Below are 26,133 nucleotides of genomic sequence, written 5' to 3' on the forward strand. Positions count from 1 at the left end.
TCTCTATGAACATATGTACAAGCTACAGAGAATAGACCAACTAAAATTTGGAAATATCGGCATTGAGGTGAATGAAATTGAAGCTGATGATTGGATTATTTCCTATTGTGTTATCGTGTTTCTTTGTTTTACTTACGGTACATTCAACGTTATTTTTGCAAAAACTGATTAGACTTTCCTCTAGGAATACTTAAACATGTCCATTCTTTTTCTTTCAATAGTTTTCCAATATAAATAATTTGTCCAACATGTGAAGCATAGTGGGCAATTTGTCGTTCAATCGCTTGGCTCTCGGCGTATATATACTGTTTTTAGAACATCATGAACTGTAATAGATTCCAACGTCCGAAATACAAATAACCATCCTTCTTCCCAAGCATGTAACAATTCTTCTTTTGAAGCGTATCCACCTTCAAACTCATCATCACGATTTCGATCTTTCTTTTCCCCATCTGTCATTAAGAAATTTGTCCACCGGGAACGCATATTACCATATAAGTGTTTTACAAGAATCGCAATACTATTTGCTTCTTCATGGGGAATCCAGCACAACTCCTCATAAGTAAGCTGTGAAAACGTTCGATCCCCTTGCTTTTTTATAGCTTGAAAATTTTCCACGGCACACTGTAAATACGCTTTTGCTATGTCCACTTTTCTCCTCCTATTTTTAGCTAATCGTTGTCCCATTCGGCACTTCCATACCCGGTTCTAGTAAAATAACATCTCCTTTTTCAGGGACACCGCCAAGTACAAGGACTTCAGATTTAAATCCAGCTACTCGTTTGGGCGGAAAATTAACAACCGCAACAACTTGCTTTCCAATAAGCTCTTCCGGTTCATATCGTTTCGTGATTTGTGCACTTGACTGTTTCATTCCAAGTTCACCAAAATCAATCTCTAACTTAATTGCAGGCACCCTGGCTTCTGGAAATACTTCTGCTCGGTAAATTGTTCCAATACGAATATCTAATTTCATGAAATCTTCAAAGGTAGCCATTTCTATATTCCTCCTAAATCCATTTTGATTTATCAACATATAAGTCGCTGCTATGTAGAACAAAACATGACTTGCTCGTTTTCTCTCTTTGTTTGAATCCTTGCATTTGGCAGGAAAAGCCCCTCATCACTTCTATGCATGACCAGATGCTCTCGTCCAACAAAAAGAAAGGGCCTTTTATGTCGTTACTCAATCTGTATATATATTAGACAATCCCCTGCATTTTCCTTCACAACAGAAAAATGCTTACACGCCTTTCTTTTGAACTTCCTGTAATGATTTCGAACTATATATTCATTTTATTTTTTGATATACAAGTCGTTGCTATGCAGGACACACCATGATCGCTACTCGCTTTCTTCTTTTGTTTTAATGGTAAGAAAATGCCCTGACCGTTTCTATGCGCGGCCAGATGCTCTCGTCCTCTCCTAAAAAGAAAGGAAGTTTTTATGTCGTTTTTTAGCTTATATATAAAAAATCCATCTCTAATTTCCAGAGATGGATTTCCCTCTTACTCTACAATTTCCACTTCACGTGAATTTTTCATTTCTTCTACATGTATAACGCGAAATCCATGATTTTCTAAATCTGTTAAAAGTGTTTGTAATTCTTCTGCCGCAAATGCTTCTCCTAATGTAAACGCAATTCTACGTACATATAGTGCATTATTATCAAATGTCATTAAACTTTGAATCCCACTATACTTTTTCAATACAGTTGATAGTTTTTGAATAGCCCCATTATAATCTTGTGTTCCTATCATAACTGAATATACACTAGAATGAAGACCCCATGCATCTTCTAGTAACTCAAACACTTTTTTATGCGTTAAAATTCCAAGAAAGATTCCGTTATCATTCACAACAGAGATATATGGTAATTCCTTAATTGTAAAGAAAACTTTAAAGAATGAAGAGTCTTCTTTTACATAACCATCTTTATTGCGCAATAATTCTTTCACATTATCATCTAAAGATCCTTTGTATTCTAAAACATCCACCTTGTAAATATTCCCCAAAAATATTTCTTCTTTTTCATCTAGAACTGGAACACATCGATATCCCGTTTTATTTAAATGATCTAATGCTTCTTGCAATGTATATGTTTCCTTACAAAATAACACTTCTTTTTTTAAAACATAGTTTCCCTTTACTCTCATAAAAATCCCCCTTATGTTAAAATAATTTCTGTGACATAAATATATAATATTTTTAGACAAAAATAAATAAATTTATTTAATTTTTCTGAATTCTATTTATTATCCGTCACAAATTCTTCTTAAACCTTTCATTTTCCCAACAAATATCGAGGGAAATACTATATAAAGATTTTCTTTCCTACCTAAAAGAGCTTGTGTATTCTAGAAAAAAACGTTACAATAATAGAAATAATTTTCAGAATATTCCGAGAAAAGGTGGAGGTATATGGCGACTTCTATTATTTCCTATGTATATCGTTGTCTTTTGGGGATGATGGTCATTATCCTTATTAGTCCAATTCCTTCTGTTTTTCTAAACAGTGAACAATCCTATTCTGAAGTATTACATACAATGATTAATCATTTAATACATTTTCGTTCCATTGCTATTCCAATAACAGATTGGATTCATGAACCATTCTTTTTCTTTTCTTACCATCCAGAAAATATGACAAAATCATTTCATTCAACTTCATCGTTCCCATACATATGGAAATTATATTTTTTATCTATGATACGATTCTTCTTTTCACTTACTGTTGGTTTTTTCATCAGCCTTGGAATTGGTCGATTTTTTACTAGATTATCTCCTAAAAATAGAAAGCATTTTTTAGTTTTACGTTGGGTTCCATTTTCATTTGGCACTGTTTTACTACAATGTAGCGTCATTATTCTTTGTCTATTCGTAGCATCATACATATCCTTTCCATACTTTTCCTCTCTTTTAATTATTTGTAGTACGTCCATGGTCATTATAATCCAGAGCATCAAAAAATGGATTCCTTTCTTGTATACAGCTCAAAAAACAACACATATACATGATTCAGCTTTTTTTAGTAATACACTGCTCGTTTCTCTGCTTGCAAATCATAAGTCTATCATTGGTTCTATATTGATTTCCTTTACATATATGGAATGTATTTTTCATGTAAATGGGATATTTCAATTTATTGTGCAATACTGTGTTACTTCCCCCACCCTTGTTACAATAAGCCTTTTATTACTGTACATCCCATACAAGCTACTTTCTCTCTTACAAATCATATGGAAAAGAAATCGCCATACCGAGCACATTTATAACCTATCTCGCACAACAATAAAGTAAACCATTTCTTCCAACTAATTATTAGTTAACGAATTGAGATCCTTATTGGCGGTTCCCTCTTTAAAATCGCTAATAAGGACCAATACATCAAAACTTTTATCGCCCCTCCTATCCCTCTTATAGCTGGATTTTTATTAAAATATTACATTCTCTCTCTGCTTTCTTTGACTATTCTTTCCTTTTCCATATATTATTAAAGTAAAACTTTTATTCAGGAGGTGACATCTTTATTCTAATTTTATTTTAGAATAAAGAATATCCTTGGACATATTAAATCTTTTTCTCATAGCTTTACTCATTCTTATTTCTGGCTTTTTCGTTGCATCAGAATTTGCTGTTGTTAAAGTACGCAAAAGTCGGATTGATCAACTTGCCAATGAAGGTAACAAACAAGCAATCCTAGCAAGAAAAGTTATTTCAAATTTAGATGTATACTTATCTGCTTGTCAGCTTGGCATTACGATTACATCTTTAGGGCTCGGTTGGCTTGGTGAACCTACTGTGGAACATTTATTGAAGCCGCTTTTTGAAAAAATAAATATAACAGGCGCCATGGCACATACGTTATCTTTTGTTATGGCTTTTAGCATTATTACGTTCTTTCATGTTGTACTAGGTGAACTCGTTCCGAAATCATTTGCTATTCAAAAGGCCGAACAAATTACATTAAAGTTCGCAAGACCTTTAATTCTATTTGATAAAATAATGTATCCTTTTATCTGGTTATTAAATAGCACCGCGCTCTTTTTCACAAAACTATTTGGATTACAACCAGTAAAAGAAAATGAACTTTCTCACTCTGAAGAAGAGTTACGCCTTATTTTAAGTGAAAGCTACAAGAGCGGAGAAATTAATCAATCAGAATACAAATATGTAAACAATATTTTTGAATTCGATGACCGTGTCGCAAAAGAGATTATGGTTCCGCGTACTGAAATGATTTGTTTGTCAACTGAAAATTCATCAACGGAAAATATGGAAATTATATCCAATGAAAAATATACGCGCTATCCAGTTATCGGAAAAGATAAAGATGATATTGTCGGTATAATTAATACAAAAGAAATCTTCCATGATCAAACAAAGGGGATTTTCAAACCGCTACAATCATACATACATCCTGTTTTAACAGTATTCGAAACTGTACCAATTAAAAAGGCACTCATTCATCTACAAAAAAATCGTGTCCAACTAGCAATTATTATGGATGAATACGGTGGAACTGCAGGTCTTCTTACAATGGAAGATATTATTGAAGAAATTATTGGAGAAATACAAGACGAATTTGACATAGATGAAACACCAATGATTGAGAAACGCAATCCGACATTAACGGTACTTGATGGAAAAGTACTTATTTCTGATGTAAATGATATGTTAGGTCTTCATATTGATGATAGTGATTTAGATACAATTGGAGGATGGTTTTTGTCACAAACCATTGACATAAATATTGAGCCTGGTCATATGATTCAATATGAAAATTATCAGTTTAAAGCATTAGAATTAGATGGACATCAAGTAAAAAAAATTGCGGTTAATAAAATAGATGCACAAAAAGGAGTTATGTCGTGAATATCTTATTAACTATATGTATTATCGCTTGTTTTATTATATCGTTTATCGCGTTCATCTACCCGGTCATTCCAGGTATACTCGCTTTATGGGCTGGATTTTTCATTTATCAATTTGGAATTAACCACTTGCAATTAACAACGTCATTTTGGATCGTTCAAATTATATTTACAATTATTATTTTCATTGCTGATTTTATTACAAATAGCTATTTCTTAAAAAAGTACGGAAGTACAAAATGGAGCGAACGTATCGGTATGGTTTCGATCATTGTTGGATCGTTCTTTTTTCCTCCATTTGGACTGATTATTATCCCATTCCTTTCCGTTTTCGTAACAGAATTAATGCATAAAAAAGCACCGCAAGAAGCCTTTATGGTTGGGGTTGCAACCGTCATCGGATTTCTAAGCAGCACGATAGCTAAAGCGATTTTACAAATCATTATGATTATTATATTTGTATGCTATATTCTTTTTTAGCCATCCTTATCATAAGGATGGCTTTTTAATAGGCAATGCCAACTCGTTTTTTATAATGAATATCATGATAAAGTAATTGATAAGCAAAATGAGCTGTATCTCCAACTGTAATCTTCATACCATCTAGCGGTAACACATCTTCTTCAGTACGATAAATAGCTGTTTCTTCTCCATCTATTAAGTGTGTTGGACAGACAATCGTCCATTGTAATTTGCTATTCGCTAAAGCTAAATAGGCCGCTACATGGTCTTCCGCTGCAGCCGTTGTCTTTCGACGTGATTCACTGGATTGAAAGCGATATAATTGCGGATTCACACGTGCCTGCAAAATTCCAGCCGTTCCAATTGTTATAATTCTTATAATCCCATCCTTGTTCATAGCGTCTATAATATTTGGCAAACTTTTTGATAACGTGCCGTTTCCATCGGTACCAAGTGCACTAATTACAACATCCGCTCCCTTTACACACTCTTTCACATCTTCTTCATTCCATACATTTCCTTCTATTACACGAAAATTCTCATGTTGTATTTGTAGCTTCTCTTTATTTCTCACAAGCGCTGTCACCTTATGATTATCCTGTAATGCAAATTTTAAAATTTCGACTCCAACTCGACCTGTTGCTCCAAATAAACATATATTCATACTAAATCACACCCTTTCAATCTCTCTATTATTTCTGAAAAAGCAAAAATACACAACAAAAAAGCTTTCTCATTGATCGAGAAAGCTTCTATCATCATATAACATTTATTTCTTTTCAGTAGAGCTTGAAGAACTTTCTTTCGATTTTTTATCTTTTACTTCCCCACTTGTTTCTTTATCAGTTGTCTTATCTTCTTGTTGCGTCGTCTCTTCTTTCTTTTCCTCACTCTTACCACAACCTACCACAAATAAAGAACTAGCAAGTGCAACTACAGTTAACGATTTAACCCATTTATTCATTTGCTTATCCCCCTTTTGATAGAATATGTACATTCTCATATTACTTCTCTTTTTTAAAGGAAATATTATAAATTAGTAAAGAAATAGTAAATCATTGTTAATTTTCTAAATTTTAACTATATATAAGTTAAAAAGCGACATAAAACCACTTTCTTTTTTATGGGAGGGCGAGAGCACCTGGCCATGCATAGGAGCGGTCATGGTGTATTCTGCATAGCAGTGACTTATAAAGAAAAGCGGAGCCGACTGTTTAGGCCCGTTGGCTAAGGTTCTTTCACACAGAAGGTGTTTTTTACCTTCTCGTGTGGAAAGTTCTTAGACATGAGGGCTTAGGAGGCAGAGCTAGACAAAAATGTCGAACATTAAAACGGCTTTATATATAACATTTTAGTTCATACGATTGCGATACTAATCAGGTTTTGTCTTTTGAGAATATAGCGACTTAGAAACGTAGAATTTTAACAAAATAAGTATAAAAAGACAGCGGTATTGCTGTCTTTTTCACCCATATTTTTCTTCATCCATTATTGCTTGTATGCTATATTCTTTTTTCATCACATATTGCCATACACTGTATGCATTTCGATTCATTTTCAAAAAACAACTTTCTAAAAAGGAGCGAAATTCTGGATTTGCTACTTGAGTTGCTACTTGCGCATATTCAAGTGCCAACCGTTTTAAATATGAAATATACGAAAAAGCAATTTCTATATCACCTTTTTGTCCATTATAGTTTGTATGAATCATTTCCATTGAGGATGAAACTGGATACTGGCCAATGATATGCTGCACATTTTCACCTTCTTGAAAATTAATCTGCTCATTGTATGCCTGCAATAAGTACGGTAAATGTTGTTGTAGCAATTCTTTTAATTCATGATCTCGTACTTCTTTCATATATTCACCAATCACACATATCACTTCATAACTATATACCATGAGTTTTTCAATATAGTCCATTCAATATTCCCTCCTCTCTACTGATATGTATGCTCTAAATAGAACGACAGAACTTTTGTGAATCTTACAAAACTCCCCTATACTTATGTTTTCAAAAATTGTGTTGTTTGCTGAAAATCTATATACAACTCCATCATCCATAAGTGTCACTTTCCCATGAAAAAACCATCTCAATGTTGATATACTTCCGCTCTAGAACCCCGTAATTTATAAGGCCTGCTTTCATAACAAAGCACCGCTTTTAAATCATCATTCTTATATGTTTCCTTCTCCCTCTATCCCTATACAATAAAGTGAAACTTTAATCAGTGGGGGTTTTCTTCATCTCCCACTGATTATTAGTTAAACCAATCGGGCGCATGCCAGCAGTTTATCTCCCACCTAACTTCTTAAGAAAAGCGGAAGTGGCTCGTTCAGAATGTGAGGGGGATGGAGCTTCTGACGTAGAGGGGGTTTTTTACCTCGTACGAAGAAGCGAAGCCACCGAACATTCTAGCCACTGGAGCTGGACAATGCTTTACCGAATTTTGAGGTGGAAGTATTACTGCCCACGAATAGCGAGATAAAAAAACATCTTTATATGGCATATATCCCAGTCAAACCATTACAAAAGTGCATATTGTATTATGTACCTTATAACAAAAGGAGGAAAAAACAATGGGCTTTGGATCTCACGGCGGCGGGTTTGCATTAGTTGTTGTATTATTTATCCTCTTAATTATTGTTGGTGCTGCTTGCTTTTGCTAATTAGCTATCCGCTTCATACAACTTTTATGCAGACAAAAAAACTATGAAAAAGAACATCTAATGTTTAGATGTTCTTTTTCTATATATACAAGTTAAAAAACCGACATAAAAAGCTCCTTTCTTTTTAGGCGGGCGAGAGCATCTGGCCATGCATAACAACGGTCAGGACCGTTTTCCTATCACATGCAATGTTTAAAACAAAAGGAGTAAGCAAGTAGCGATTATGTTGTATTCTGCATAGCAGCAACTTATAAAGAAAAGCGGAAGCGGCTCGCTCAGAACAAGAGGGGGATGGAGCTTCTGACATAGAGGCGCTTTTTGCCTCGGTGGAAGACGCGAAGCCACCGACTGTTCTAGCCGCTGGAGCTGGATCATAAAGAAAAGCGCCGCCGACTGTTTAGGCCCGTTGGCTAAGGTTCTTTCACACAGAAGGTGCTTTTTACCTTCTCGTGTGGAAGGTTCTTAGACATGAGGGCTTAGGAGGCAGAGCTAGACAAAGATATCGCAAGATTAAAACGGATATATATAATGATAAGGTGAAATTTTAAACAACAGGAGTCTCCCTTATCTACTTTACATCTATAAAAAAGAAGCCGATTTTATCAATCGGCTCCTCGGTATACATATTGCTCTTTTGGTGATTCTACTGTGTTCCATTTTGTAACTTTTAATACAGGGATATTTGCATGAAACGGCTGATAAAACTCTGTTGAAATTGTTCCTTCAACTTGAATCCACTCATCATTTTTCCACTGGGCATCTTCAGGCTTCTTGACCAGCATTCCATATACACCTGAATCCGCAACACAGTGTATAATTCCAAAGCGAAATAAAAAGTATTGTTCTTTTTTAGCAGAATCATCACGAAAGACAAAACCTTTAAAAGAAATTGTTTTACCGGTAAATTCACCAGGATAGTTATAAACAACTTCCATTCCTTTCAAAAAGTTTGCGTCATCTAAAGCGATTTTATCTTTTGTCACAAATTGCTTCTTCTCTTTTTCCATAACTTCCCGATATCCTTCTTTTGCATAATAAATGCTCGTATCAGGTCTTAAAAACTGCCGATTCATAAACGGGTCTTTACTTTCTGGCTGCGCAACCGGGAAATGAAATCCTTTTGCTTTTACGATGTCAGAATCTAACATTGCAATCGGAAAAAAGAGTCCCGAAATAATTGGAAAGCAAAATAGCGTATACGCGATAGTACGTTTCCACCATGTGTTTTCATCTTTTGAATGATCATGACCACAGTGACTTTCATTACACCCGCATTCATGATTATGATTATGTTTTCCATGCTCTTTTTGAAATACAATAATCATTTGGATCACAGTTAAAAATCCTAAAATAATCGCTGCTGTTTTTGATAGATACGCGTATTTCATATTTATATATTTTGTGATATCACCAGAAATATGAAGTTGTGCCAACAAAATTGTAAATCCAAGTAAAATATAAGCTCGAAACATCGATTACCACCCCATCATATAAATGAGTAGTGAGCTTGCATAAACAACAACTGTAATTAAAACGATAACAACAATAACAAAACGTGTTTTAAAAGTCGCAAGCATCATAAACATATTTTTAATATCTACCATCGGTCCGTATACAAGAAACGCAACGAGAGACGCTGTTGAAAATGTACTTTGGAATGAAGATGCAATAAACGCATCAGCTTCTGAACATAATGATAAAATAAAAGCAAGTCCCATCATAACAATTGGTGAAGAATACGGTCCTTGTCCAATTGCAAGGAGTGTTGAAGTCTTCACAAAAGTTTGTACGCTTGCCGCAATTAGTGCACCAATAATTAAAAATTTCCCCATTGAGAAAAACTCTTCAACAGCATGTGTACATACGTCCCAAAATTTTTGACGAAATGGTCGATTATGATCTACCACCGGAAAATTAGTATTCCGTAGTTGATGATCTTTAAACATAAACGATAAAACAAGACCAACAATAACAGCGACAATAATGGCGACAATAGCGCGATACCAAACCATATGCATACTGCTACCAAACGCTACATATGTCGCAAATAAAACGACAGGATTAATAATTGGTCCAGTCAGCATGAAAGCAATCCCTGCATATGGTGGTACTCCTTTCCCAATAAGGCGCCGAACGATTGGAACAATTCCACATTCACACCCTGGGAACATCATCCCTAGAAAAACTGCTAATAATACAGACAGAAAACGATTCTTTGGCATCCATTTTGCTACCATATCTTCTGTCACAAACATTTGAATGAATCCTGAAATAAATACACCAATTAATACAAATGGCAGTGCTTCAATTAAAATTGAAATAAAAATCGTATTCATTTGCAGGAACGCTTTTGGTAAATGAAACATTTCCATGATGCATATCCCCTATCTTTTCATTAACAATATGTAATTGTAACTGTAATCCACAGATTGAACAAGTAGTTATAAAAATTAACCTAAATGGTATATTATACACATTTTATTTCGTAAATTAATGAATAGCACTACACAAAAATGCTAATTCCTCGACACTTTATAGCAAAAAAGCTGTTTTGGAACATTTCCAAAACAGCTGAGTTTCATATTAAAAATAACGTTTCTTCCAAAAAATAAAGGCCATTACGCAAGATAAGATTGCAGATATAATCATAGCCATTAAAAAACCATGAGGGTTTTCACTTAAAGGAACTGGAACATTCATTCCAAAAAAGCTGGAAACCATTGTTGGCACTGATAATATAATTGTCATCGAAGTTAAAAACTTCATAACACTGTTTAAATTATTAGAAATGACAGAACTAAATGTATTCATCATACCACTTAAAATATTGCTATATATTTCGGCCATCTCAATTGCCTGCTTATTTTCAATTAAGACATCTTCCAGTAAATCTTGATCATCTTCATACATTTTCAAAAATGTATTATTTCGCATCAATTTTTGAATCACAATCTTATTTGCCTTTAAAGATGTCGTAAAGTACACTAAGCTTTTTTCAAGCCCTAATAACGTAAAAATCTCTTTATTTTTCATCGATTTATTGAGCTCCTGCTCTAAATCAGTTGTTTTTCGATTAATCTGTTTTAAATAACGTAAATAATAAGTAGAGATCGTATATAAGAGCTGCAGTGCGAAACGTGTCTTTTTAAAAGTATAAAATTCTTTAATACGCTGATTAATAAAGCGTTCAAAAATCGGATTTTCTTCCAAACAAATTGTAACAAAACATTCCGGCATGACAATCATACCAATTGGAATCGTATCATACATTGAATTCCCTTCTTCATCATGTCTCACTGTTGGGATATCAACGATGATTAAGGCATTATCATCCTCTTTTTCAATACGCGAACGTTCCTCATCATCCAAGGGGTCTTTAATGAAGTCCAGTTCAACATTTAATGTTTGAACTAAAAATTGAATTTCTTCCTCTGTTGGATGGAGTACATTAATCCAACAACCTTTTTGAATCTCCTCAATCTCTTGTAGTTTTCCGTTTCGGTCTGTTAAATAAATATTTAACATACTATCACCCCGATTCTTTTTACATGTAGGAATCAACCTCACTTTGAAATAACAGTCTATTTTAAACCGCCATTTTCAGCATATGAAACAAATGAAAAGATTTCAATAGAAAATTATTTTGAAAACGCTTTTCTTCACAAATTATTCAAATAGAAAAAGACAGAGCATTCTCTGTCTTTTATAGACATTATGTTGCTTTTATAACATATTTAGAAAGTATCCACAAGTTAAACGAAACAGAAACAGTATAACCAGCATATGTCGCAATAACAAAACTAATATAGTCAAATTGTGGAAGCAACACAATATTTAGCACAATTTTTATCCCTATTCCTATAAACAAACCAATTACTGTTTTTCCCTGTTGATTAATCCCTTGTAGCATGGCCGCTGTTACCGCAAAGAGCGAAAATAATATACAAGCCGGGGCGTAATAGCGTAAAATCACACTTCCTAACGCAGGATCATTTCCCATACCAAATAGTAATGTATATACTGGTTCAGCTAAAACCATCATTCCTAACGATGCTGGAATCGTTAGGAATACTACAAGTAAATTTGTTCTCGTAAAGTGTTTATATAATAACTGGTCATTTTTTGCTGTATACGCCTTTGTCATCTCAGGAACGAGTGACATACTAAAAGCTGTAGCAACCGAAACTGGAATTAACACAACCATTTGTACGAGCCCAATCACAGCATTTATTTTTTCCGCTTCCCGCTGTAAATATCCCATTTGCATTAATAGCTTATTAATTGTAAATGTATCAATTGTTTGATACAAGGGAATTGCAAGACCAACAACAACAAATGGAATAGAGTATGCAAATAATTCTTTGTACAGTGCGAAAAATGATTTTGTTGTTTGCGGAACACTCATATTTTCTTTTTTCTTTAAATGACGCCTTCTCTTTAAATAATATGCAATTAATATTCCAAGTCCTGCTACAGCTCCTATAAAGGCACCAAACGTAGCAACTCCAACCGCCAACGCTGTTGATTCTTTGTATAAATGAAGCACTGCAAAACTTCCGATTAAGATTGTTAACACGCGAAAAAACTGTTCTACTACTACGCTTAAAGCAGATGGTCCCATCGATTGAAACCCTTGAAAAAATCCACGTAATAAGCTCATAGAAGGAACAATTAGTAAAGCAAAGCTTACAATTTGAATATTATATGTAACAGCAGTTACACTATTACCCGTTTGATCTCCGCTATCAATAACAACCTTTGCGAGATAGGGAGCTAAACAGTATAACAATAAAAACGCTATAACTCCCATACACCCCATAAAAATAAGCCCGCTTTTTAATACTCGTTTCACCGTATAATAATCGTCTAATTCATTATATTTAGATACCATTTTGGAGACAGCTAAAGGAAGTCCCATCGTTGCGATGCTAAGCATAAGTGTATAAGGACGATAAGCATATGTATATAATACATATCCTCCCGTTCCAACCATCGCTGTAAAAGGAATTACATATATAAAACCTAACATTTTCGAAATCATCGTTGCCATTGTTAAAAAGAATGTTCCGCGTAAAAACGGTGACCCTTTCATGAAATTCCTCCGCTATACTGTTTTACTACACCATATGGACAACTTTCTACTTTTAGAACTTATATAAGATAAAACTTTAATCTCTCAGAGCCTTAAGATGTGGTCTTACTGCCCGCGAATAGTACAATAAAGTGAAACTTCCGTCAGTGGGGGTTTTCTTCATCCCCCACCTATCTTCTTTGTTTCTCTTTGAATCTTGAGGTGGGAGTCTTACTGCCCACAAATAGCGGGATAAACAAAGAAAAAAAGCCAATGAAAATTCATTGACTTTAACGACCTGCTTTTCTTTTTTTCAATAATTTCATACCTATGTATACAGCAATAAAAAGAATCGCCCCTGCGATGAAATAATGCGTGTAGTCAGCAGCATATTCTTTAATATGACGCCAATTCCCGCCAAGTTTTTCACCTAAATAAATAAACAGGATAGACCACGGAATAATTGCAAGTACTGTATATGCTGTAAATCGTTGCAATGACATTTTAGCTAGTCCTGCTGGAATCGATATTGCATGACGTACAAATGGGATAAAGCGTGCAGAGAAAATCACGCCTGCACCATATCGCTTAAACCATTCTTCTGCTACATCTAAATGGTGCTTTTTAATTAATAAATATTTACCGTATTTTTCAACAACCGGACGTCCGCCGTAATATCCAAGCCAATACAAGAAAATTTGCGCTAACGTTCCACCAATCGTTCCGGCAATCACTGCCCCAACGAAATTAATTTCTCCCTTAGCAACTAAATAACCCGCATAAGATAATACAATTTCACTCGGAATAATTTCGATCATAAGTCCTAGCGCAATCCCAGAATAGCCCAGACTTATAAAAAATTGTAGTAACTGCTCAACTAAATTTGCTAACATTCTTCATTATCTCCTTTTTTCTACGCACACACACTTTCTTATTATTTCATAAAAATCTATCCTTGCCAATATGCTACTACTTAATAGTATAAAATTATGCAATAATAAAAAAACATACTTAACATTTCTATTTCGAAAGGAGAAAGTGCACGATGGAATATAGATTACTAGAAATTATTCCAAAAAACAAGCAAGTTATAAAAAATTTACTAATTCTTCACAAAGAAATTTTCCAAGTTCCTAATACAAATCTACTAAAAGAAATGAACGAAAAGACGTCTACTTTTAGCACTTGCACTCGATCATGAAACTGTAATTGGCTTTGAAAGAAGAGAAAATCATTTCTATAGTTGGATTGGTGATGTACATCCAAACTACAGAAAACAAGGCATTTCTTCAGAACTTATGCATATGCAGCATAAATGGTGTAAAGAGAATAGCTACAAAACAATCCAAACAAAAAACAAATGGAGAAGCATGCTAATATTAAGTATTAAGCACAGATTTAATATTATCGTACATATACTGATGAAAAAGGCGAACCAAAAATCATATTAGAAAAAACATTATAAATGACCAAAATAGCTTTTCGTATATATATCCATTTTAATTTTTCGACATATAAGTTGTTACTATGTACAATACAACACGACCACTACTTACTTTCTCCTTTTGTTTGAAACCTTGCATGTGGCAGAAAAGGCCCTGACCGCTTCTATGCATAGCCAGATACTCTCGCCCGCCTAAAAAGAAAGGGAGTTTTTATGTCGATTTCTTAATTTGTATTTATATAATCTTCGTTATTGCTTAATCAACCAATCTTTCTTTATTCGGATCTTTCATATAAGCAAACATTTGCCGGATTTGCCATTCTGTATTTCTTCCTATTGATAGTTCTGGCAATCCTTCTTCTCCAAAAAAGCGAACATCTTCCGTTTCAATACCAACTTGTCTTTCACCACCTACTATTTCACAGCTAATAAATATTTTATATACATCTATTGCAGAAGGTGATGGCTGATGTTTCTGTTTATCAAAGATAGATAGTAAACGAAAGTTTTCTACTTTGTAACCTGTTTCTTCTAAAACTTCTTTTCGCGCAACTTCCGTAGGTGTATATCCAATATCAGCCCATCCACCTGGAAGTGCCCATTTTCCATCACTTTTCTCTTTTACAAAAAGTAACTTTCCTTCTTGAAACACGACCGCTCGTATATCTACTTTGGGAGTTTGATAACCCGTTTCATTGGCAAATAAATGCTCAATCACTTCCCAATCTGTTTTTGTATAATGTGCCATCATTTCAATTGATAATTTCCGAAGGTCTTGAAAACGTTCTATATCATATACATCTTTTGAATATGCTAATCCAGCCTGCGCAATTGCTTGTATTTGTTTTACCCATTCAATCCATTTTATTTCCATTATTTCACCTTCTTCAATTTAGTTTACACTTATTATATAACAAAAAAAGAGATTGATTGTTCAATCTCTTTTTTGTTCATCTTCATAATTTATCTAAATGTTCTCGTATAAATTCACGACGTTTTTCTATATATCGAAAAATCAAACTTGGCTCACTATCAAATACATCTATTTTCGATTTCACATACGGATCTTGCACAATATGTGGACGAAGTTCTTCGTGCATTCCCTCTACTTTCGGTTTTATATATTCTACTGTAAATTGATGAGAGAGTATATCTTTCAAAATTTTTTTATATTGCTTTCTAAAAACATCAACATCAAGTAATCTAGCACTTAACGTATTAAATCCTTGAATACGAATGTAATCATGCCCCATCTTTCGACCTTGTACATCTCGTCCCCACGTTGCATCATAGTCCCATGGAATCATTTCAAACAACTTTGTTTCTTCATTGTGATAGAGTGCATAATTGTGCACAAATCCATCAAAGTTTTGCGTGCATACAACACCCGCTAACCATCTTAAATATTTATCGACATCGACATATTTTACGATTTTTTTTTCATAAGCTGCTCTGGAAATTGTATTCAGTTGATAGATAAATTCACTAATATATCCTTCACTATGTTCATTTCCACATTTCAACTCATACCCTAAGGACAATTTCTTTTTTATATCTTTATCTAACTCACTTACTAATGAAAAATTCGCATCATCATCGACTGCATAGTAAATCGAGCCCTTTGGTAAATTTCGTCTCCGCAAAAAATTTTCATCTACCGATTCTAACTGTAAATAAACTCCTTCAAATCTATTATTAACCTTCACAAGAACATGTTGCGCCTTCGGTGATAACGTGCCAATGTCTGAAAAAAAATCTAGTGATAACTTATTTCGTATTAAAGAAGGATCATTAAATTCCGAATTAAAATGCAGCTCTTGCACACCTTGGAAAAATTTAGGTTTATAGAACATCACATGATATGATTTTTTCTTCAATTTCCGAATATGAGAGCCGCGATATACGATATCAATATCATACTTTCTTTTATCATATGTTAACTTAGCTGGAACAGGATCATCAGACCAAACATCTTTTCGTAACTCAACGATATACATTGGGTGAATAAAAAAATCATAAGAAGGTATCATTTTCTCCCTTCCCTTCTCTTTCATCTACAACCAATGTATGCCCTTCCTTCCCCAATTGCCACATCCACTATATATTCATTTTGATTAGCTATATACGCTTCTCCTATGCAAAAAAATAAATGCTTCATAATGTAATAGTACGAAAAGAATTTCCTTTTCGAAATAAGGAGGCGCCCTTTACAGAGGTACTATTCAAAAAGATGAAAACTCTCAAAATACTCACATCGTTCCTGCAGATCAAAATACTAATTCCTAAAAAGCAGGCTACCTATCACAGTCTGTTTCCTTTAGGATATAACACCATTTTTCAAAAAGAACAAACACAATTTATCTAGTCGACATACCTTATTAATAGAAAGTTTATTATTCAAAATTCAACAATAGATACAATCTCATTTTTTATTAAGGAGGCTTTTCTTAAATGTATTCAAGAAATGACATTCAAAAAGCAGTAGAAGAGGTAAAAGGTGCTGGAATGGAAACCTTTCTATGCCAAGAACCTAAGCGCTCTCGCTGTTCTCGCCGCTCTCGTCGTTCCCGCTGTTCTGACCGCTCTCGTTCTCGTCGTTCTCGTTGCTCTAAACGTTCTCGTTCTCATCGTTCTCGTTGCACTTGCCGCTCTTGGCGTTTTCTTTCCTCTTGCCGTTCTCGTTCTCACCGCTCTCGTCGTTCCCGCTGTTCCAAACGCTCTCGTTCTCGTCGTTCCCGCTGTTCTAAACGCTCTCGTTCTCGTCGTTCCCGCTGTTCTAAACGCTCTCGTTCTCGTCGTTCCCGCTGTTCTCGTCGCTCTCGTTCCCGTCGTTCTCGTTCCCGTCGCTCTCGTTCTCGTCGCTCTCGTTCTCGTCGCTCTCGTTCTCGTCGCTCTCGTTCTCGTCGCTCTCGTTCTCGCCGCTCTCGTTCTCGCCGCTCTCGTTCTCGTCGCTCTCATCGTTCCGGTCCTCTTGGCCCTCTCGGTTCTCTCGGTCGTTCTCGTCGCTCTGATTGATAATATAATATATGCTCTAATTCCGCTCTATAACATAGCAAAAATATCCTTCTCTTTTTCAAAAATGCAAATAGACCGCTTTAAGCGGTCTATTTATCTATTAAAACAAATTACTTTTTCATCTCCACCAAGAATAAAAATTTTCCTTTATAAACATTTACACCTCTTCAAAATGCGCAATATCAGCAAATAAGTGAATTTTATTTTCTCCTTCTTTCACTTCAATCATACTTAAACTTGCGCTATGCATAAAAGGACCATTCCATATGTTTTCAATGAGGCGCTGTTCAAAATACCCCATCATAAGTAATGAAGTAATAGCATGAGAAACAATTAAAACACTTTCTCCTTCATGTTTTTTTAGTATGTATTCAAGTCCATTTAACATACGTGTTCTTGCATCATAAAAGCTTTCCCCTGATTTTGATTCATATTGATGCGGTGCATTCCAAAATAAATGAAACTCTTTCGGATATTTCTCCTGTAATTCAACTTGTGTATGTCCTTCCCAAACTCCCATATCAATTTCATATAAATGTTCATCTGCTACAATTGGAATATCTCTGTCTCCTTTAATTAACTGAGCTGTATGCATTGCTCTTCCGCTTGGACTGCTGTAAATAACATCAAGCTGCATATCTTTCATACGTTTCCCTAATTGTTTTGCTTGTAGTATTCCCGTTTCCGTTAAATTTGAATTTTTTCTGCCTTGCATTCTTTTTTCTACATTCCATTCTGTTTCCCCGTGACGCGTAATATATAACATTGTTTTCATCATCATTTTCTCCTTTACCAACTCGGTCTAGCATCCCACGGTTCTAATGTTCCGACAATCCATTCCCGTTGTTTGTGTTGAATTCCGGCTATAACACCACTCGCAATCTCATCATGTGTTAACCATCTCGAACGTTTTTCTTCTACTATAAAACCTAATATAATTCGATAATATCTACATAAAGAAGAGCATCTTATTTTTTTCCCTGATTTGTAAGCACTGCTTCCAATTATATGAAACAATTCCCATTCTTTTGAAAATCTTTCAATCTCCTCACTAATGATTTGCAATGCATCTACAGCCGTTGAATGAATCCAAGCAACTACAAGCGTGACTGGTCCGTTTTTTTGAATTGAACTTTTAATTTTAACACGCAACTCATCACTATTATGATAATCAACCGCTAGACATGTAACTCTTTCAGGAATATCACATGAATCTTCTATTTCCTTTAGGCGTTTTATGTTTCGACCGATTACAGAAGTATGAAGCTCTTGCTCAGCAAACCACTTTGATACTTTCTGTAACATGCCAGTTCCCCCAACAATAAGTACATGCATATCCCCTTTCCATATTTAGTAAAACAGCATATGCGGTTTTTCTTCTTTATAATATTGCAATCTCTCTTGCAGCGTCCCTGTATGAAATTCAAATTTATGTCCATCTGGGTCTGTAAAATAAATAGAATGGCAATCTCGTACATCACGCTCTCGTCCTTGTAGAATATGTACTTTATTCACTTCAAGACGATGTAATAAAGCTTTAAAATCTTCTTTTTCTATCGAAAACGCAATATGTGTATACGATTGATAGATTTCCCTTCTTGGAATATCCTTTTCTTCATTTAATGCAACCCACATTCCGCACAGGTCGAAATAGGCAAGTGTTCTACCTTTTACAAGTAACTTCCCTTCCAACACTTGTTCATAAAATTGTATAGATTCCTCTAAATTTGAAACAGAAAAACAAAGATGATTCATTCCTTTTATCATTGTCATTATCCCCTCACAGCAAAAAAGATGCGCAATATTCGCGCATCTTTATCGTACTATTTTTTTGTAATATATGTCCATTTATAACTAAAATCTCCTCCAAATGTATGCTTAACAGTTCCTTTCACCTTAGATTTCTCAAGAAAAGCAACGCCCTGCTGATAAACCGGAGAAATGGCTGCATCATCAAATAGAATTTTCTCTGCTTCAGAAAGAGCCTTCCATCGTGCTTTCTCATCGGTTAACAACTCACCTTTTGCTTTCGCAACTAGTTCATCATATTTCTTATTAGAATATGCCATTTCGTTAAATGCACTATCTGTAATAAACATATCAATAAATGTCATTGGATCTGGATAATCTGGGCCCCATGATGATAAAGAGAACTCATATTCTAATTTCTTTTCTAACTCTAACTTTTGTTTAAACGGCTGCTGTTTCATATTCACTTTCAAACCAGGTAAGTTTTTCTCCAATTCTGCTTTAATATATTCTCCAACTTTTTTCAAGTTATCCTTATCATAGTTCAACATTTCAACTGTAATTGTATCTTGCCCTAACTCTTTTTTCGCTTCTTCCCATAGTTTTTTTGCTTTTGCTGCATTATCTTTACCATCATGAAAGTTTTTATTTGTTTCGCGGAAGTCTTTTCCATCTGGTCCTTTTGTAAATTTTTGTGCTACTAAGTAATATGCAGGTAATGATCCATCGTTTAAAATCACATTTGTAATTCCCTTTTTATCATATGATAAATCAATAGCTTGACGTACTTTTTTATTCGAAAAAATCTGATTTTTCTGATTGAAACGAATAAAATACATACGTGAATCTAATTCCGATTTAAATTCTTCACTTTTCTTATATTTATCAACAAACTCCGAGCTTAAAATGACTCGATCTACTTCGTTACTATCATATAAATTTACAGCTGTTGATGTTTCCTTTACAACACTTACATTAATTTCCTCTAATTTCACATTATCTTTATCCCAATAGTTCGGATTTTTCTTTAACTGATAACTTCGTTCATGCTTCCATTCACTCATCACAAATGGTCCGTTATATAATAACTTATCTGATTCTAATGCATATTTGTCCCCTTGTTCTTTTACATATTTTTCATTCAATGGGAAAAATGTTGGGAATGTTGTAAGATCTAGAAAATATGGTGTAGGTTTCTCTAACTCAACCACTAATGTTTTATCATCTTTTGCTGTAACACCAAGCTGTTCAAGCGGTAATTCTCCTTTATTAATTTTCTCAGCATTTTTAACATCGAACAAAATAAAAGCATATTCTGATGCTGTTGCTTTATCGACAGCACGACGCCAAGCAAACACAAAGTCTTGTGCTTTTACAGATTCTCCATTAGACCACTTTGTATCTCGTAAATGAAATGTGTATGTTTTCTTATCCTCGCTAATTTTCACGTCCTTTGCCACACCAGGTGTTGGTTTATTCTCTTTATCTAAGCGGTATAATCCTTCCATCGCGTTTACAAATACCCGAAATGATACACCATCAGTTGCCTTTGACGTATCCATAGTAGGAATTTCTGCTGTTTCTAGTAAATTTAATACTTGTTTATCAGCAAGTGCTGCATTTCCTTCTTTTCCCTTTTCAGTTGTTGATGCTTTTTCCCCATTTCCACACCCTGCAACTAACACACTCGTAGAAAGTGCAAGTGCTGTAATAAGTGAAACCTTCTTTTTCATAGACCATTTCCCCTCTTTCTCTTTGTAACAACTAAAAATAAGACCAACTCTCTTGAATAGTATTATACATAATTTTCTGATAATTTCAAATACTATCTTTTAAAAAATTAAAAAGTGACACACGTCACTTTTTTCACTACCTTATCATCTACATAAATCTATTTTAATTTTTTGGCATATCATTCACTGCTATGCAGAATACAACATGACCTGTACTCGCTTTCTCTCTTTGTTTTAAACCTCGCATGTGGCAAAAAAAGGCCCTGACCGCTTCTATGCACGGCCAGCTGCTCTCGTCTCCCTTTTAAAAAAAGAGGTTTTTATGTCATTTTTTTAACTTGTATATATAGCTCAACTAAATTGTTTCATTTGAAATATTCCATTATCTTAAAAAACCTTCATGCTTTAATAACCATTCTTTCCGCCAAAGTCCACCCTCATAACCTACTAACTTCCCGCTCTTCCCAATAATTCGGTGACAAGGCACAATAATCGAAATAGGATTTCTACTATTCGCTCCGCCGATTGCTCGTACAGCCCTTGGATTGCCGATTTTCTCTGCCATATCAAGATAAGAAGCACTTTTTCCATATGGAACACTGCAAAGTGCATTCCATACTTGTTTTTGAAAAGGAGTTCCCTTCGCTCGTAGCGGGACAGTAAATTCCGTTCGCTTCTTATGAAAATATTCATCTAGCTCCATTACACATCGCTCAACAATTGGATGAGGAATATCTTCTTGTTTTTGTTCTACAAATAATACAGAGGAAATGCCAGTCTCATCCCCTTTTACTTCAATCCATCCAAGTTCACTTTTGTAATATGCTTGATACATGAAAAATACTCCACCTCTCTTCATATTCACTAAACATAGACTCATCATAACATTTCTTTAAGCATTTTGTTATGGAAAAAGGGTGCAAGGTGCTACAATAAAGTGGCACTCCCATTAGTTAAGAAATGATACTTGGGTATATGTTCATTTAAGAAAATAAAGGAGGATTCTTATTGTGAACAATCAATTATTTTCACCGTATACAATAAAAGATGTTACACTAAAAAATCGAATTGTTATGTCACCTATGTGTATGTACTCCTCTGAAAACGAAGACGGAAAAATAACGAATTTCCATCTCGTCCACTACGCATCACGTGCAGCTGGTCAAGTTGGACTTGTTATGTTAGAGGCTACAGCCATAACACCAGAAGGACGCATTTCCCATAAAGATTTAGGTATTTGGGATAATGAGCATATAGATGGCCTACATCAAGTTGTCAATATGATTCATGAACACGGTGCAAAAGCTGCTATTCAAATTGCACATGCCGGTAGAAAAGCTGTTCTTGATACAGATCCTATTGCACCCTCAGCTATTCCTTTTGATTCCTCTATGAAAATCCCTGTGCAAATGAGCAAAGAAAAAATAAGAGAAGCTATCATAGCCTTTCAAAATGGAGCAACACGTGCCAAAAAGGCTGGATTTGATATTATTGAATTACACGGAGCACATGGTTATTTAATTAATGAATTTTTATCTCCGCTCACAAATCATCGTACAGATGAGTACGGTGGATCTTGTGAAAATCGCTATCGTTTTTTACGTGAAATCATTGATGCGGTTAAAGAAGTTTGGACTGGACCATTATTTGTTCGTATTTCCGCTCATGATTATCATCCAGAAGGTTTAACTGTAGAAGACTACGTAATGTTTGCACAGTGGATGAAAGAACAAGGTGTTAACCTCATTGATTGTAGTTCGGGAGCTGTTGTACCAGCACATATCGATGTGTATCCTGGTTATCAAGTACCCTATGCAAAACATATAAAAGAACACGCTTCTATTGCTACAGGTACTGTTGGCCTTATTACAAGCGGCATACAGGCAGAAGAAATTTTACAACAAGGTTCTGCTGACTTAATTTTTATCGGCCGTGAACTATTACGAAACCCATATTTCCCAAGAACAGCAGCTAATGAGCTTGGTTTTGAATTAGCTGAGCCGTTTCAATATAGTCGTGCTCCAGGAAAACTAAAAAATACTAATAAATAAAGGAGCTGCCCAAAATAGTACTTTGGGCAGCTCCTTTATTTTACACCAGCAATATTTTCTTAAAGAGAAAAATATCTAGTGAAAACCACTTTTATCCGAGGTGGATGAAGCCCCCCCCTCGGATGGAAGTTTCACTTTATTTCATCTTAGCAATTTCCAAAGATTCATGTATATGAACTCCAGACTCTTCTCGCAGTGCTGTTACATACATTCCTCTTGCTACTTGCTCTGCTGAAATCGGTTTATATTTTGAAAAAGACCCTTTAAATAAAAACGGCATAATTCCCGAAATTTTTTCTCCCATTCTTTCTCCAAAACGAAACTCTTCTCGTTCTCCAAGTAAAAGAGATGGTCTAAAAATATGAATGCCTCCTATGACTAGCTTTTTAATACCTTCCTCCATCTTTCCTTTTACTTGCGAGTAGAAAAATAGCGACTTCGGATTTGCCCCCATCGAAGAAATAACAAGAAAATTTTGTACCCCTTGTTCTTCTGCTACACGAGCTGCTCGTATTGTATAATCATAATCAACCTTTTTAAAATTTTCTTTCGTCTTTGCTTTTTTAATTGTCGTACCAAGACAATTAAAAACATCATCTACAGCAAAAAACTCTTTATATTGTTCCAAAATCGAAAAATCCACCTGCTTTTGTTGAAGCTTTTCGTGCTCCCATTCTAGTGATCTTCTCACAAAAATTGTAACTGAATCATAATAGTCCGAATCAAGCAGTAATTGTGTCACTTCCTGTCCAACTAGACCACTAGCTCCAAGTACCAAGGCTGTTCTTGTTTTCATCCGTTTCCATACCTCTTTATCTTCTAATATCTTTCTCTATCATATGCAAAGCATAATACAATATGCAAGCCCTTTGTTTACTCTTTTTCTTCTTTTGGCACCTCAGTAACTGTACTTGTATCTCCTAAATTCCGAATAAGCGCTTTCAAAAAAAACAGCACACATGATAATGGAAAAATAACAGCCAATATTAATAAAACTGCTTCGCTCACATATTCCATTCACTCATCTCCTTCTCTGCACCCTCTATCACACTATATGAAGAAACTGAAAGGATATATGCAAAAACAAAAAAAATAAACCAGAGCATTGTGACAAATTTAGAACAAACTATAAATCGTAATCATTATTATTTATTGCAACATTGTCAAAGATGTATTATACTAAACCGGTGGTATAAAACGTAATTATTACGCTTTATAAAAAAAGAAGTTATTCTTTCTTTTATTTGGAGAAAATACATTTTAGAAAGTAAAGAAACGAGGCAAACAAAATGAAGAAAAGATCACTTATATTTTCATTCGTACTAATATTTACCCTTATATTTGCTGGATGTTCAAACAAAGATAACACAGCAAATAAAAAAGATGGTAAACTTTCTGTCTATACAACTATTTTTCCTTTAGCTGACTTTGCTAAAAAAATCGGTGGCGATTACGTAGAAGTAACAACTATATATCCACCAGGTGCAGATTCCCATACGTATGAGCCAAGTCAAAAACAAACAGTACAAGTTGCCAAAGCAGACTTATTTGTATATAACGGAGCTGGATTAGAGCCATTTGCTGAAAAAATGGAAAAAACATTAAAAAATGAAAAGGTTAAAGTTGTGAATGCATCAAAAGATATCGAACTACAAGCTTCGACTGAAGACGAACACGAGGAAGGTCATAAAGAAGAACATCATCATGATAAAGACCCTCACGTTTGGCTAGATCCAACACTTGCAACGAAACAAGCTGAAGCAATTAAAAATGCACTTGTAGAACTACAACCAGAGCATAAAGAAGAATTCGAGAAAAACTTTGCTGCACTGCAAACCAAATTCACAAGTTTAGATAATCAATTTAAAGAAGTTGTTGATCATGCAAAAACGAAAGAAATTTTAGTTTCTCATGCAGCATACGGATATTGGGAACAACGTTACGGTTTAAAACAAATTCCAATTGCAGGTATTTCTGCTTCTGATGAACCATCCCAAAAAGCACTAGCTTCTATCACGGCAACAGCAAAAGAGCATGGGTTAAAATATATTTTATTTGAAACATTCTCTACACCAAAAGTAGCAGAAGTTATTCAAAAAGAAACAGGAACGAAAATTTTACGCTTAAATCATCTTGCAACTATTTCTGATAATGATGCGAAAAAAAATAAAGATTACTTCACACTAATGGAAGAGAACATGAAAACTTTAAAAGAAGCTACAAATTAATATAACATTCATTTCTGACCGCGAAAAAATGTTTCTGCGGTCTTTTCTTATGCCATTTCTTTCCTGATTGCCTTGACTTATAAAAAACATATAGTAAAATTATCCATATTAGTTTTATATATTATTTCAATATACAAGTCATTTCTATACAGAATACACCATGATCTGCACCCGCTTTCTCCTTTTGTTTTAAAACCTTGCACGTGGCAGGAAAAAGCACTGACCGCTTCTATGCATGGCCAGATCCTCTCGCCCGCCTAAAAAGAAAGAGAACTTTTATGCCGATTTTTTAATTTGTATTTATATAGTTATAATAAATAGGAAAGTGAGATGAAACTATGAATCTTCACATTTGTGAAGTAACAGTACATAATTGGCGTTCAGTCGCTGCCTTAGACGTAGCAGCGGAGCAGCGACAATTTATTGAAAGCAACGCATTTTCTTTAGCCGAATCATTATATGAAGGAAATGCAACATCGTTAGCTTTATATGATGGAGAAACACTTGTTGGATACGCAATGTATGGATGGTATTCTGAAAAAAATGAAAGCATATGGTTAGACCGGTTTATGATTGATCACAACTTTCAAGGAAACGGTTACGCGAAACGCTTTCTCCATTTATTAATTTCATATTTACAAGAAAAATATCAATGTAAAAAGATTTATTTAAGTCTTCATCCTAACAACAAATTAGCAATGAAACTATATGAATCGTTTAGCTTTCGTCTAACTGGTGATATTGACGATGAAGGTCCTGTTGCTGGAGTTGTAATGGAGTTACTTATAGATAAAGTGAAACTTCCATAAACCAACATAAATAAGCCTGCAAACGC

General features: G+C 34.6%; 28 protein-coding genes and 2 pseudogenes. 8 read left to right on the forward strand and 22 right to left on the reverse strand.

Going from position 1 to position 26,133, the window contains the following annotated elements; translation table 11 throughout:
* Positions 1–13: 13 nt before the first annotated feature.
* Positions 14–172, forward strand: a complete 159-nt coding sequence (locus tag ACIGHG_RS09485) for a hypothetical protein (RefSeq protein WP_396548291.1) — start codon at positions 14–16, stop codon at positions 170–172.
* On the opposite strand, the pseudogene ACIGHG_RS09490 reads toward ACIGHG_RS09485, so the two are convergent.
* The 4 genes and pseudogenes from ACIGHG_RS09490 to ACIGHG_RS09505 form a co-directional block, all read right to left on the reverse strand.
* Positions 150–687, reverse strand: a pseudogene (locus ACIGHG_RS09490) (DUF1572 family protein). The gene ACIGHG_RS09485 and the pseudogene ACIGHG_RS09490 sit on opposite strands and share 23 nt — an antisense overlap.
* On the reverse strand, positions 668–997 hold the full coding sequence (gene csaA, locus ACIGHG_RS09495) for a chaperone CsaA (RefSeq protein WP_090911877.1): 330 nt from the start codon (positions 995–997) through the stop codon (positions 668–670). The pseudogene ACIGHG_RS09490 and the gene csaA overlap by 20 nt, the downstream one beginning before the upstream one ends.
* Positions 998–1,508: 511 nt before the next feature.
* Positions 1,509–2,156 (reverse strand): cyclic di-AMP binding protein CbpA, encoded by a 648-nt coding sequence (gene cbpA / locus ACIGHG_RS09500; protein WP_336472757.1) that lies wholly within the window; start codon positions 2,154–2,156, stop codon positions 1,509–1,511.
* A gap of 501 nt (positions 2,157–2,657) precedes the next feature.
* On the reverse strand, positions 2,658–2,942 hold the full coding sequence (locus ACIGHG_RS09505) for a hypothetical protein (RefSeq protein ID WP_336472758.1): 285 nt from the start codon (positions 2,940–2,942) through the stop codon (positions 2,658–2,660).
* 619 nt (positions 2,943–3,561) lie between these two features.
* Here ACIGHG_RS09505 and ACIGHG_RS09510 point away from each other — a divergent pair.
* On the forward strand, positions 3,562–4,875 hold the full coding sequence (locus ACIGHG_RS09510; RefSeq protein ID WP_336472759.1) for a hemolysin family protein: 1,314 nt from the start codon (positions 3,562–3,564) through the stop codon (positions 4,873–4,875).
* Positions 4,872–5,354, forward strand: a complete 483-nt coding sequence (locus ACIGHG_RS09515; RefSeq protein ID WP_336472760.1) for a DUF456 domain-containing protein — start codon at positions 4,872–4,874, stop codon at positions 5,352–5,354. The genes ACIGHG_RS09510 and ACIGHG_RS09515 overlap by 4 nt, the downstream gene beginning before the upstream one ends.
* Before the next feature lie 25 nt (positions 5,355–5,379).
* Here the strand turns inward: ACIGHG_RS09515 and ACIGHG_RS09520 are convergent, their stop codons facing one another.
* The 3 genes from ACIGHG_RS09520 to ACIGHG_RS09530 form a co-directional block, all read right to left on the reverse strand.
* On the reverse strand, positions 5,380–6,000 hold the full coding sequence (locus tag ACIGHG_RS09520; RefSeq protein WP_336472761.1) for an NAD(P)-dependent oxidoreductase: 621 nt from the start codon (positions 5,998–6,000) through the stop codon (positions 5,380–5,382).
* Positions 6,001–6,105: 105 nt separating this feature from the next.
* On the reverse strand, positions 6,106–6,300 hold the full coding sequence (locus tag ACIGHG_RS09525) for a hypothetical protein (RefSeq protein ID WP_336472762.1): 195 nt from the start codon (positions 6,298–6,300) through the stop codon (positions 6,106–6,108).
* Positions 6,301–6,801: 501 nt separating this feature from the next.
* Positions 6,802–7,260 carry a spore coat protein gene (locus ACIGHG_RS09530; RefSeq protein WP_336472763.1) on the reverse strand — a complete coding sequence of 153 codons (459 nt, stop codon included), beginning with the start codon at positions 7,258–7,260 and terminating at the stop codon, positions 6,802–6,804.
* 657 nt (positions 7,261–7,917) lie between these two features.
* Here ACIGHG_RS09530 and ACIGHG_RS09535 point away from each other — a divergent pair.
* A complete protein-coding gene (locus ACIGHG_RS09535; protein WP_020060957.1) occupies positions 7,918–8,007 on the forward strand; it encodes a YjcZ family sporulation protein in 90 nt (29 codons plus the stop codon).
* Positions 8,008–8,609: 602 nt separating this feature from the next.
* Here ACIGHG_RS09535 and ACIGHG_RS09540 read toward each other — a convergent pair.
* From ACIGHG_RS09540 to ACIGHG_RS09570, 7 genes are all read right to left on the reverse strand, one after another.
* Positions 8,610–9,479, reverse strand: a complete 870-nt coding sequence (locus ACIGHG_RS09540; RefSeq protein WP_336472764.1) for a TIGR03943 family putative permease subunit — start codon at positions 9,477–9,479, stop codon at positions 8,610–8,612.
* Between the two features lie 3 nt (positions 9,480–9,482).
* The gene (locus ACIGHG_RS09545) at positions 9,483–10,379 is read right to left on the reverse strand and encodes a permease (RefSeq protein WP_090911892.1); all 897 of its coding nucleotides are present in this window, start codon (positions 10,377–10,379) and stop codon (positions 9,483–9,485) included.
* A 211-nt stretch (positions 10,380–10,590) separates the two neighbouring features.
* Complete coding sequence (locus tag ACIGHG_RS09550) at positions 10,591–11,532, reverse strand: magnesium transporter CorA family protein (RefSeq protein WP_090911894.1); 942 nt, start codon at positions 11,530–11,532, stop codon at positions 10,591–10,593.
* Positions 11,533–11,719: 187 nt separating this feature from the next.
* Positions 11,720–13,099 carry a putative polysaccharide biosynthesis protein gene (locus ACIGHG_RS09555; RefSeq protein ID WP_336472765.1) on the reverse strand — a complete coding sequence of 460 codons (1,380 nt, stop codon included), beginning with the start codon at positions 13,097–13,099 and terminating at the stop codon, positions 11,720–11,722.
* A gap of 269 nt (positions 13,100–13,368) precedes the next feature.
* Positions 13,369–13,971: an undecaprenyl phosphate transporter UptA gene (gene uptA, locus ACIGHG_RS09560; protein WP_336472766.1), complete on the reverse strand. Its 603-nt coding sequence runs from the start codon at positions 13,969–13,971 to the stop codon at positions 13,369–13,371.
* A gap of 807 nt (positions 13,972–14,778) precedes the next feature.
* Entirely contained in the window at positions 14,779–15,396 is a 618-nt protein-coding gene (locus ACIGHG_RS09565) for an NUDIX hydrolase (protein ID WP_336472767.1), read from the reverse strand.
* A gap of 82 nt (positions 15,397–15,478) precedes the next feature.
* On the reverse strand, positions 15,479–16,552 hold the full coding sequence (locus ACIGHG_RS09570) for a CotH kinase family protein (RefSeq protein ID WP_336472768.1): 1,074 nt from the start codon (positions 16,550–16,552) through the stop codon (positions 15,479–15,481).
* Between the two features lie 421 nt (positions 16,553–16,973).
* Here ACIGHG_RS09570 and ACIGHG_RS09575 point away from each other — a divergent pair.
* Positions 16,974–17,018, forward strand: a pseudogene (locus ACIGHG_RS09575) (hypothetical protein); the annotation flags it as partial.
* A 21-nt stretch (positions 17,019–17,039) separates the two neighbouring features.
* Here ACIGHG_RS09575 and ACIGHG_RS09580 read toward each other — a convergent pair.
* The 6 genes from ACIGHG_RS09580 to ACIGHG_RS09605 all read right to left on the reverse strand — a co-directional run bounded on the left by ACIGHG_RS09580 (position 17,040) and on the right by ACIGHG_RS09605 (position 21,854).
* Positions 17,040–17,480, reverse strand: a complete 441-nt coding sequence (locus ACIGHG_RS09580) for a hypothetical protein (protein ID WP_396548292.1) — start codon at positions 17,478–17,480, stop codon at positions 17,040–17,042.
* A 214-nt stretch (positions 17,481–17,694) separates the two neighbouring features.
* Positions 17,695–18,312 (reverse strand): phosphoserine phosphatase 1, encoded by a 618-nt coding sequence (locus ACIGHG_RS09585; protein ID WP_336472770.1) that lies wholly within the window; start codon positions 18,310–18,312, stop codon positions 17,695–17,697.
* Positions 18,313–18,326: 14 nt separating this feature from the next.
* Complete coding sequence (locus ACIGHG_RS09590) at positions 18,327–18,872, reverse strand: short-chain dehydrogenase (RefSeq protein ID WP_396548240.1); 546 nt, start codon at positions 18,870–18,872, stop codon at positions 18,327–18,329.
* 15 nt (positions 18,873–18,887) lie between these two features.
* Positions 18,888–19,304 carry a FosB/FosD family fosfomycin resistance bacillithiol transferase gene (gene fosB / locus ACIGHG_RS09595; RefSeq protein ID WP_090911906.1) on the reverse strand — a complete coding sequence of 139 codons (417 nt, stop codon included), beginning with the start codon at positions 19,302–19,304 and terminating at the stop codon, positions 18,888–18,890.
* Positions 19,305–19,360: 56 nt separating this feature from the next.
* Positions 19,361–21,019 (reverse strand): peptide ABC transporter substrate-binding protein, encoded by a 1,659-nt coding sequence (locus tag ACIGHG_RS09600; protein ID WP_396548243.1) that lies wholly within the window; start codon positions 21,017–21,019, stop codon positions 19,361–19,363.
* Between the two features lie 382 nt (positions 21,020–21,401).
* Positions 21,402–21,854, reverse strand: coding sequence for a methylated-DNA--[protein]-cysteine S-methyltransferase (locus ACIGHG_RS09605; RefSeq protein ID WP_272191512.1), 453 nt, complete (start codon positions 21,852–21,854; stop codon positions 21,402–21,404).
* A 175-nt stretch (positions 21,855–22,029) separates the two neighbouring features.
* Between ACIGHG_RS09605 and namA the strand changes: the two genes are divergently transcribed.
* Positions 22,030–23,070, forward strand: coding sequence for an NADPH dehydrogenase NamA (namA, locus tag ACIGHG_RS09610; protein ID WP_336472773.1), 1,041 nt, complete (start codon positions 22,030–22,032; stop codon positions 23,068–23,070).
* Between the two features lie 136 nt (positions 23,071–23,206).
* Here namA and ACIGHG_RS09615 read toward each other — a convergent pair whose 3' ends face one another.
* A complete protein-coding gene (locus ACIGHG_RS09615; RefSeq protein ID WP_336472774.1) occupies positions 23,207–23,866 on the reverse strand; it encodes an oxidoreductase in 660 nt (219 codons plus the stop codon).
* A 77-nt stretch (positions 23,867–23,943) separates the two neighbouring features.
* Complete coding sequence (locus tag ACIGHG_RS09620; RefSeq protein WP_090911915.1) at positions 23,944–24,087, reverse strand: hypothetical protein; 144 nt, start codon at positions 24,085–24,087, stop codon at positions 23,944–23,946.
* Between the two features lie 272 nt (positions 24,088–24,359).
* Here ACIGHG_RS09620 and ACIGHG_RS09625 point away from each other — a divergent pair, with 272 nt between their 5' ends.
* On the forward strand, positions 24,360–25,298 hold the full coding sequence (locus ACIGHG_RS09625) for a metal ABC transporter substrate-binding protein (protein WP_336472775.1): 939 nt from the start codon (positions 24,360–24,362) through the stop codon (positions 25,296–25,298).
* Positions 25,299–25,636: 338 nt separating this feature from the next.
* Positions 25,637–26,107 carry a GNAT family N-acetyltransferase gene (locus ACIGHG_RS09630; RefSeq protein ID WP_336472776.1) on the forward strand — a complete coding sequence of 157 codons (471 nt, stop codon included), beginning with the start codon at positions 25,637–25,639 and terminating at the stop codon, positions 26,105–26,107.
* Positions 26,108–26,133: the final 26 nt, after the last annotated feature.

The sequence above is a fragment of the Bacillus sp. NPDC077411 genome (genome assembly GCF_044543425.1).
GTDB classification, from domain to species: Bacteria; Bacillota; Bacilli; order Bacillales; family Bacillaceae_G; genus Bacillus_A; species Bacillus_A bruguierae.